At 38.4% G+C, this 7,793-nt stretch carries 7 protein-coding genes; all 7 read right to left on the bottom strand.

What is annotated here, in order from left to right; translation table 11 throughout:
* Positions 1-259 precede the first annotated feature (259 nt).
* The 7 genes from V7137_RS28635 to V7137_RS28605 all read right to left on the bottom strand — a co-directional run bounded on the left by V7137_RS28635 (position 260) and on the right by V7137_RS28605 (position 7,543).
* Positions 260-661: a PaaI family thioesterase gene (locus V7137_RS28635; RefSeq protein ID WP_335701205.1), complete on the bottom strand. Its 402-nt coding sequence runs from the start codon at positions 659-661 to the stop codon at positions 260-262.
* 630 nt (positions 662-1,291) lie between these two features.
* Complete coding sequence (locus V7137_RS28630) at positions 1,292-1,699, bottom strand: MaoC/PaaZ C-terminal domain-containing protein (protein WP_335701204.1); 408 nt, start codon at positions 1,697-1,699, stop codon at positions 1,292-1,294.
* Between the two features lie 30 nt (positions 1,700-1,729).
* Positions 1,730-2,182 (bottom strand): MaoC family dehydratase N-terminal domain-containing protein, encoded by a 453-nt coding sequence (locus V7137_RS28625; RefSeq protein ID WP_335701203.1) that lies wholly within the window; start codon positions 2,180-2,182, stop codon positions 1,730-1,732.
* A gap of 68 nt (positions 2,183-2,250) precedes the next feature.
* Positions 2,251-3,066, bottom strand: a complete 816-nt coding sequence (locus V7137_RS28620) for an SDR family NAD(P)-dependent oxidoreductase (protein ID WP_335701202.1) — start codon at positions 3,064-3,066, stop codon at positions 2,251-2,253.
* Between the two features lie 73 nt (positions 3,067-3,139).
* The gene (locus V7137_RS28615) at positions 3,140-4,318 is read right to left on the bottom strand and encodes a lipid-transfer protein (RefSeq protein ID WP_335701201.1); all 1,179 of its coding nucleotides are present in this window, start codon (positions 4,316-4,318) and stop codon (positions 3,140-3,142) included.
* A gap of 357 nt (positions 4,319-4,675) precedes the next feature.
* Positions 4,676-5,920: an MFS transporter gene (locus tag V7137_RS28610; protein WP_335701200.1), complete on the bottom strand. Its 1,245-nt coding sequence runs from the start codon at positions 5,918-5,920 to the stop codon at positions 4,676-4,678.
* A gap of 24 nt (positions 5,921-5,944) precedes the next feature.
* Positions 5,945-7,543 carry a long-chain-fatty-acid--CoA ligase gene (locus tag V7137_RS28605; protein WP_335701199.1) on the bottom strand — a complete coding sequence of 533 codons (1,599 nt, stop codon included), beginning with the start codon at positions 7,541-7,543 and terminating at the stop codon, positions 5,945-5,947.
* Positions 7,544-7,793: the final 250 nt, after the last annotated feature.

The following is a 7,793-nucleotide window of genomic DNA, read 5'->3' as shown; positions in this document are numbered from 1 at the left end:
GATAAATATTAATCACATAGCAGTTGGAAAAGCCTTAAAAAAATGGAAAGTTATTCTAAATTAAGCTCAATATTTGGAAAAAATCAGTGAAGTTTCTAAGAAATACTTTAGCCACAAAATATAAAGAAGGGATTCATTTCGAATGGAATCCCTTCTTTGTGAAATAATTCTTATTATTCGATGAATATCTGTTTCCTTATTGCTGGATAAAATTCTTCTTATGTTTATCCTAATCTTTACCTACTTTTCTCAAAAAGTTTTAGCTTCTTAAGACTTTAAAGGTGCCAATTCCCTTTGCCAGGAGTTTCCCCTCGAAATTCCTAATCTCTCCTTCAGCCGCAACATTTTTATAACCTTGATGAAGTATTTTGGCAGATGCAATAATTTTTTCACCTTCAACAGCAGGGGCGAAATAACTAATATTTAAATTAACTGTTACCAAAGGATGACCTACAAGATTACGAATATTCACACCTATTACAATATCTAGAAGTGAAGCGTAAACCCCTCCATGTAGTGTTCCATTGGGGTTCAAGTTGGATGAAGAAACAGGCAGCTCCAGTATGATCTCTCCTTCATCTAATTGAATCATGTCAAATCCCAATGAAACATCGAAACTATTACGAAGTTCCGCCCTTTTCATCCAATTATTAACAAACATGGTATCCCCTCACTTTATTCTTTAGTTCTCCTCAATCTGTTTAATCGACCGAGAAATATACAAGATAACATTATCCTGTGCAGCTTTATTTGAAATGAGATTCAACTCATTGATTTCTTAATTCAATTAGGTATCACTAACAATAATCTCTCAATAATTTCTACTAATATAAAAGGAAAAATATCCAAACGTATATAGAATCTAGTAGACTCTATAATCGTCTGGACATTGAAAGATTCATTAGGAAAACACATAAAATGATACATGGATTTGAGGATTTTAATACTTGGACTATTCCTCTTCCTCATTATGCAAAGCATAGTAAAGCATTTCGGTAATTTCACCGACAGCGTTTAAGTGTTCGTACTTTTCCATGAATATCCCTCCTTTTTATTATTTATTTTGTTGTAACCAGTTGTAAGGAGTTAAACTTCGGAAGAAAAAATAATCTATGTGGAACATTGTGGGATACATTAGGAAATATATAAAACTATAAAAGGAATTGTAGGTTTTAACGAGTCCCATTTAATCTGTAATGAATAAAGACCGTAATTGAGTACCGTGAAAGGACATAGTTGTACCAAATTTCACATTACTCAATACGGTCAGTTAAGAAAATTAGATGATATACTAATTTCTAGACGGTAGTCTCGCTTCAAAAATTCCAGCCACTTTTACTTCGCCTTCGCTATTCTTTGCGAATACTTCAGCCACAACAATGTTGTCTTCTTTTTTCTCTAACACCTTCCCCACAATCTGGATCGATTCACCAGGAAAAGTCATTTTACTAAAACGAACTTGTAACTTCTTAAGGTTCTTCCTGGAAACCCATGAAGTAACTCCTTGAGATAACATGCCCATAATTAGCATTCCGTGTGCGAGTATCTTCATACCGGCTTTCTCAGCAACTTCTTCAACCAGATGAAGGGGATGGAAATCTCCTGAAGCTCCTGCAAACCTTACAAGTTGAACGCGGGTGATTGGTTCCTTTTCAAGAACTGGGAACTCATATCCTTCCTTTACATCCTCATAAAACATCCTGCATTACTCCTTTCTCTTTCTATTAAATTAATGTCGATGAATGAGTGTATTTCTCGAAATAGCCACCAATTCGTCTCGTTGATTTCGGTATTGATTCTCTGTTACCACTATATCCATGGCACCTGTGCTTCCTGGTTTTATTTCAGCTTCAACCAATTTACTAGTGACGGAAAGGACATCTCCAGCCACAATATCGCCAAAAAATTCATAGGCTTGCTGACCATGTAATACTCTAGTAAGCTTAAATCCAAGCTTTTCCACTTTTTCCACTGAGCCTAAGCCGCCCCATAAGTCAATCACTTGTAAAAATGTTGGCGGAGCAGGAATATTGTCATACCCTTCTTTTTTTGCTGCTTCTAAATCATAGTAAATCGGATTATCGTCACCAATTGCGAGAGCTAATTCTTTTATTTTTCCTTTTTCCACTGCCAAGCTGTACGGTTGAAACTCAAGCCCGATTAAATCTTTCACGTTTGCCATCTTTTTTCACCTCTTATTATTTGCTCCTTCTATTTTTGAAGATCTTCCTTCCACTATTAAGAGAAAGATTACGTTAAAGAGCCTCCGTTTACACCAAGTACTTGGCCATTTACATAATTGGACAATGGAGACGCAAGGAATAAAATACTTGCAGCGGCTTCATCAGCGCTACCCACACGTTTTTGTGGAATTTTGTTAATTAAAATATTTCGTACCTTCTCAGGGATACCCACTACTTCTCCATTGATAACTGTCCCTTCTTCTTTTGGACGAGTTAGACGTGTATCAATGAATCCAAATGCTACGGCGTTACTGTTAATGTTAAATTGTCCCCACTCTTGAGCAACAACCTTTGATAGTCCAATGACTCCGGCTTTGGCAGAAGAATAGTTTGCCTGTCCCATATTTCCTCTTTGTCCTGAACCAGAAGAAACGTTGATAATTTTTCGGTGATGAACAATTCCTTGCTCGATTTCCTGCTTCGCCACATCCCGCATATACGGAGATGCTGCACGAATGAGACGGAACGGTGCGACTAAATGGATGTTCATAATTTCCACGAACTGTTCATCTGACATTTTATGAATTAAACCGTCAAGGCAATAGCCTGCATTATTCACAAGAATATCCAGTCGACCAAAGGCAGCAATAGTTGCTTCAACAATTTGCTTTGGAAATTCTGGATCTAAAAGGTTCCCACAGATAGAAACAGCATCGCTTCCAAGTGCCTTAATTTCTGCCACCGTTTCAGCTGCCAGTTTTTCATCAAGATCTGCTATCATAACACGTGCACCGTTTTCAGCAAACTTTAAGGCAGTTGCTTTCCCAATTCCTGATCCAGATCCTGTAACAATTGCTACTTGATTTTCCAATAATTTAACCATTTAATATCTTCCTCTCTATTTTTTAAAATTATAGTTTCTTCATCTCTTCAAAACGAATGAATTGGGTTTTCCATTACCCCATACGATACATCGTTACGACGCAAGCACCACCGAGACCCAAGTTGTGTTGAAGTGCGACCCTCGCATTTTCTACTTGCCGTTTCTGAGCTTGACCTCGAAGCTGCCAAACTAGCTCTGTACACTGAGCAAGTCCAGTTGCCCCAATGGGATGACCCTTTGACATCAACCCACCGGAAGGACCGACCACAACTTGCCCGCCGTAGGTGTTTTTTCCGTCATGAATAAACTTCTCTGCTCCACCTTCTTCACATAAACCAAGGCCTTCATATGTAATGACCTCACTTGGTGTGAAGCAATCATGCAGTTCTAATACATCTATTTCATCAGGACCTATTCCTGCAGCTTCATACACTTGATTGGCTGCACGTCTGGTCATGTCTGCTCCTACTAAATTCATAATATTATCGTTAGTAACGCTCAAATCGGTTGTTAATGCTTGAGCTACAATTTCAACAGCTTGGGAAATACCATGTTTCTTGGCGAATTCCTCACTACAAACAATCGCTGCAGCAGCTCCGCAAGTAGGCGGGCAGGCCATGAAACGTGTCATATTTGGCATTAACTTAGGAGCACTCATCACTTCTTCGAGTGTCAACGGGTTACTGAAAAGCGAAAATGGATTCTGAACCGCATGATTTCTTGTTTTCACCGCTACTCTACCAAAAATGTCTGGATTTGCCCCGTATTTCTCAATATATTCCTCAGCAGCAGAACCAAAAAGTCGGATTGCTCTAGGTGTTTGAGGCACCTCAGGCCACAACTCCACTAATTGTTCTTGAAGCCATTCAACCGGTGATATCCGGTCATCCCAGTGAGATTTTAATGCCCCAGGCTGCATTTCTTCAAATCCAACCGCGAGGGCACATTCGACTGCACCAGACTCAACCGCTTGTCTTGCCAGGTACAGTGCTGTTGAACCAGATGAACAGTTGTTATTAACATTTATAATTGGGATCCCTGTCATTCCCACCATATATAATGCTTTTTGACCACAAGTACTGTCACCGTAGATGTAACTTGCATACGCCTGCTGAATTTCGGAATAATCTATTCCTGCATCTTCCAATGCTCCCTTTACTGCTTTAGCTGCCATCACTGGATACGGCTCTTGCAGACCAGGCTTTTTAAAAGGGATCATATTTACTCCGATTATTTTAGCTTTTTTACTCATATAATCTCCCCTCCTCATTTGATTTGTTAAGTTCATTCATTAAGATTCCTAATAATATGAATCTTTATAATTATGATAATTTTAAATTATGATTTATAAAAGGTTTGAAATATAAAGGTACGTTAGGTAAATATTAATGGTTAGACATAGCCAAAGAAATACTGCTTATAAGATTACAGGTAGCTTTAAATAAAAAAACTACCGCACACTTAATTAAAATATCTTTACAACGAAAGAAGGGAGTCACCCACAGTGAACTCCTTCTTTTGGTTTTATATATTCTGTTAACATATAAAGGTGAATCAAATATTGTACATCTGAATCAGTTCTTCCAAGAGCCATTCTCTTACTTTATAATTACGCGATCATCTCTTCAGACGCAGTAGTTTCTTTGACATTATCAGGTCTAACAATTAATAAATTGAGAATTGCAATTAAGAGAAATAACCCAACCATGACGTATATGGAATAATTGAAACCAAGAGCAAGATTTGGTCCGGCAGCTTGTACTAAGATACCTGTAATAATTGGTGCCGCTAATTGCGCAATATTGTTACCTAAAGTCAAGATGCCTGCCATGAAACCTGCTCTTTCTGGCATCAGTTTTATCATGACTTGAACGGCCATCGAAACATTTACATAGGTGGATCCTTTTGCCACGCACAAGGCCACGAAGATCCATTGGATTGAATTCCCTACGAGCGGAATAATTGCGAGAGCTAGTCCTCCAATGATGGTACTTATACATGCGACCCATACCCGTGCTATCCTATAACTCTGTGTTTTTTTGAATAAGCGGTCCGAAATGGTTGAAATCAAAAATACCAAAACTATAGATACCATACCTGTACCTGAGATGGTATATGCCATCTTCATGGGTGCTAATTTTACGACTTTTGTTAAATAAACAGGTGCCCATAACGCCACCCAAATAATAAGCCAATAAGATACAGCTGATAAAGCAATGGTTAATAAGCAAGCTGGATTACGAAGAACAGGAGCAATATCTGACCATTTTAATTTTTGGAAGTGATTGGCTTTGACATTTTGTTTATTCTTAGAGCGATCAACTAGCACCCAGATTACTAATAACACCAAACTAACGAAGCCCAGTGAGACAAAAGTCCCTTTCCAGCCTAATTTTCCAATCAATCCCACGAGGATAGGTGCACAAACGATTCCGCCGATAGACGCTCCAGCAATAAAAACGGACACGGCAAATCCTCTTAATTCTGCTGGGAAAATTTTAGCAATGTGACTCATGCCAATTGGATTCATCGGTCCCTCAACTGCTCCCAGCAACACTCGATATAAGATAAGCATTGGCAATCCGATAATAGCAAATGATCCAAACTGTATAATAGATAAACCTGCTAAGACAATGAAAATCATTTTGGTTGTTCCTATACGATCTGACCATGTCCCTCCAATAAGGCTTGTGACGATGTATAAGATGAAGAAACTACTCCCAATCATTCCCCACTGTGAACTATTCAAGCTAAATTCCTTCATTAGTGGCTCAGCGGCAAACCCTATAACCTGCTTATCTGCATAGATAATAAGACCGGCAAAAAACAATAGTACTAGATTAATCCAACGCATGAAAATCCCCCTTCTTATTTTGGATCATTTTCCCTTCATTTGTTGAAGATTTTCCTCTACCAATTCACGACGCAAAATTTTCCCAACCCCTGATTTTGGTAATTCATCCCTAAATTCTATTATTCTAGGCACTTTGTATTTGGCCATCCTCTCTCTGCACCATTCAACGATTTCTACTTCTGTAGCTGAATGCTTTGCCTTTAATACGATAACTGCTTTTACTGTTTCTCCGCGATAGGGATCAGGAATACCAAATGTACAGGCTTCAGAAACCGCAGGATGTTGGTACAGTACTTCGTCCACTTCGTTAGGATAAATATTGTATCCTCCAGCGATAATTATTTCTTTTTTACGGCCGACAACGTATAAGAAACCATCTTCATCCAGCGTGCCCAAATCACCTGTATGCAGCCAACCATTTCGTAGAGTACGTGATGTCTCTTCTGGATTCTTCCAGTAACCCTTCATAATTTGTGGACTCTTTAAAAGTATCTCACCAGGTTCGCCAATGGGCATTTCATTTAAACCTGTTTCGAGATCAACGATTTTAACCTCTGTGTTTGGAACAGGTATGCCTGTACTCCCTATTTTGATAACATCTTTACTAAATGTTCGAATACAAATAGCGTTGGATTCCGTCAATCCATATGTTTCAGAAATTCGAACACCGGATTTTTGTTCAAAAGCTTGCAGCACTTCTAGAGGAATAGGAGCAGAACCTGTTCTGCATACTTTCAAAGAGCGTAAGTCATCCTCCCTAAATTCAGGATGATTCAACAATGCAACAAAGACAGTTGGTGGCACAGAAATTTGAGATGGACGATACTTTCTAATCATGTTTAGAGCATCGTCAGGACGAAAGTGCTTGATTGGAATATAGGTACCTGCATAGAAGATACTGGACAACATCAACATCAAACCCGCACCATGAAACATCGGAAAAATACCAAAAAAACGTTCACCTGGTCGTTGAAGAGCACCATCGTCTGTAAGATACGTATGATAAACGGAGGCCACAGTATTATAATGGGTAATCATAACTCCTTTTGGAGTTCCAGTCGTCCCCCCCGTATATTGGAGAACAGCAACATCTTCTCTACTATTGATTTGCAGCGAGGGAAGATCATCGTTCTCTTCATCTATCCAGTCGTATAAATATGGATTACCATTATTATCCTTATCAATTGTAACAATTGAAAGTTTTTTTCTATAACTAATACTGTTCAATTTCTCAATCTGATTACTCTCACAAATCAACCACGATGGTTCCGAATCAGCTAGCATAAAATTTAATTCGTGTTGCTGATACATTGGATTCACCTGAACGACAACACCACCCAGTCGTTGAACTCCGAAATAAGCGATTATGTATTCTTTACAGTTGTACAGCATAATACCCAATCGATCGCCCTTCATAAATCCACGTTGATGCAATGCAGCAGCAAAGCGATCAACTGCATGTTTAAGTTCTGTATAGGTGAGCTCTACCTCACCATCGATGGTGGATTTATGTTCAGGAAAATCTTGAGAAGCACGTTCCAGAAAATGGTAAATGGAACAAGATGGTATTTCAACTTCAGTCGGAATGGTTTTAGGATAAAAAACATGCCATGGTTTTTTCATGATATTAATCTCCCCTCAACAAATAAGTTAAATGTCTAGCGCTAATGTCGGAAACAATTAATTTGTGTCGAAGGTTTTGAAGGATTGAGTCATCATTTCACCCATCTTCCAAAAACCTTTTACCACCTTAGTTCCCAACGCTTCTAATGGTTCATACAATTCCCAATTAGTAAACGCTTTCTAAAATTAAATCGACTTTAAAACATTCTCCCCTCTTATGTTCCGATATAGATAATCGAAAATATTGAAA

It is taken from the genome of Neobacillus drentensis, from assembly GCF_036962765.1.
Taxonomy (GTDB): domain Bacteria; phylum Bacillota; class Bacilli; order Bacillales; family Cytobacillaceae; genus Neobacillus; species Neobacillus drentensis_C.
This window is presented reverse-complemented; position numbering and strand designations above follow the sequence as displayed.

Coding starts and splice junctions, on each gene's coding strand:
- V7137_RS28635 (WP_335701205.1), bottom strand. CDS start 661: ATGTTTGTTAATAATTGGATGAAAAGGGCGGAACTTCGTAATAGTTTC.
- V7137_RS28630 (WP_335701204.1), bottom strand. CDS start 1,699: ATGTTTTATGAGGATGTAAAGGAAGGATATGAGTTCCCAGTTCTTGAA.
- V7137_RS28625 (WP_335701203.1), bottom strand. CDS start 2,182: ATGGCAAACGTGAAAGATTTAATCGGGCTTGAGTTTCAACCGTACAGC.
- V7137_RS28620 (WP_335701202.1), bottom strand. CDS start 3,066: ATGGTTAAATTATTGGAAAATCAAGTAGCAATTGTTACAGGATCTGGA.
- V7137_RS28615 (WP_335701201.1), bottom strand. CDS start 4,318: ATGAGTAAAAAAGCTAAAATAATCGGAGTAAATATGATCCCTTTTAAA.
- V7137_RS28610 (WP_335701200.1), bottom strand. CDS start 5,920: ATGCGTTGGATTAATCTAGTACTATTGTTTTTTGCCGGTCTTATTATC.
- V7137_RS28605 (WP_335701199.1), bottom strand. CDS start 7,543: ATGAAAAAACCATGGCATGTTTTTTATCCTAAAACCATTCCGACTGAA.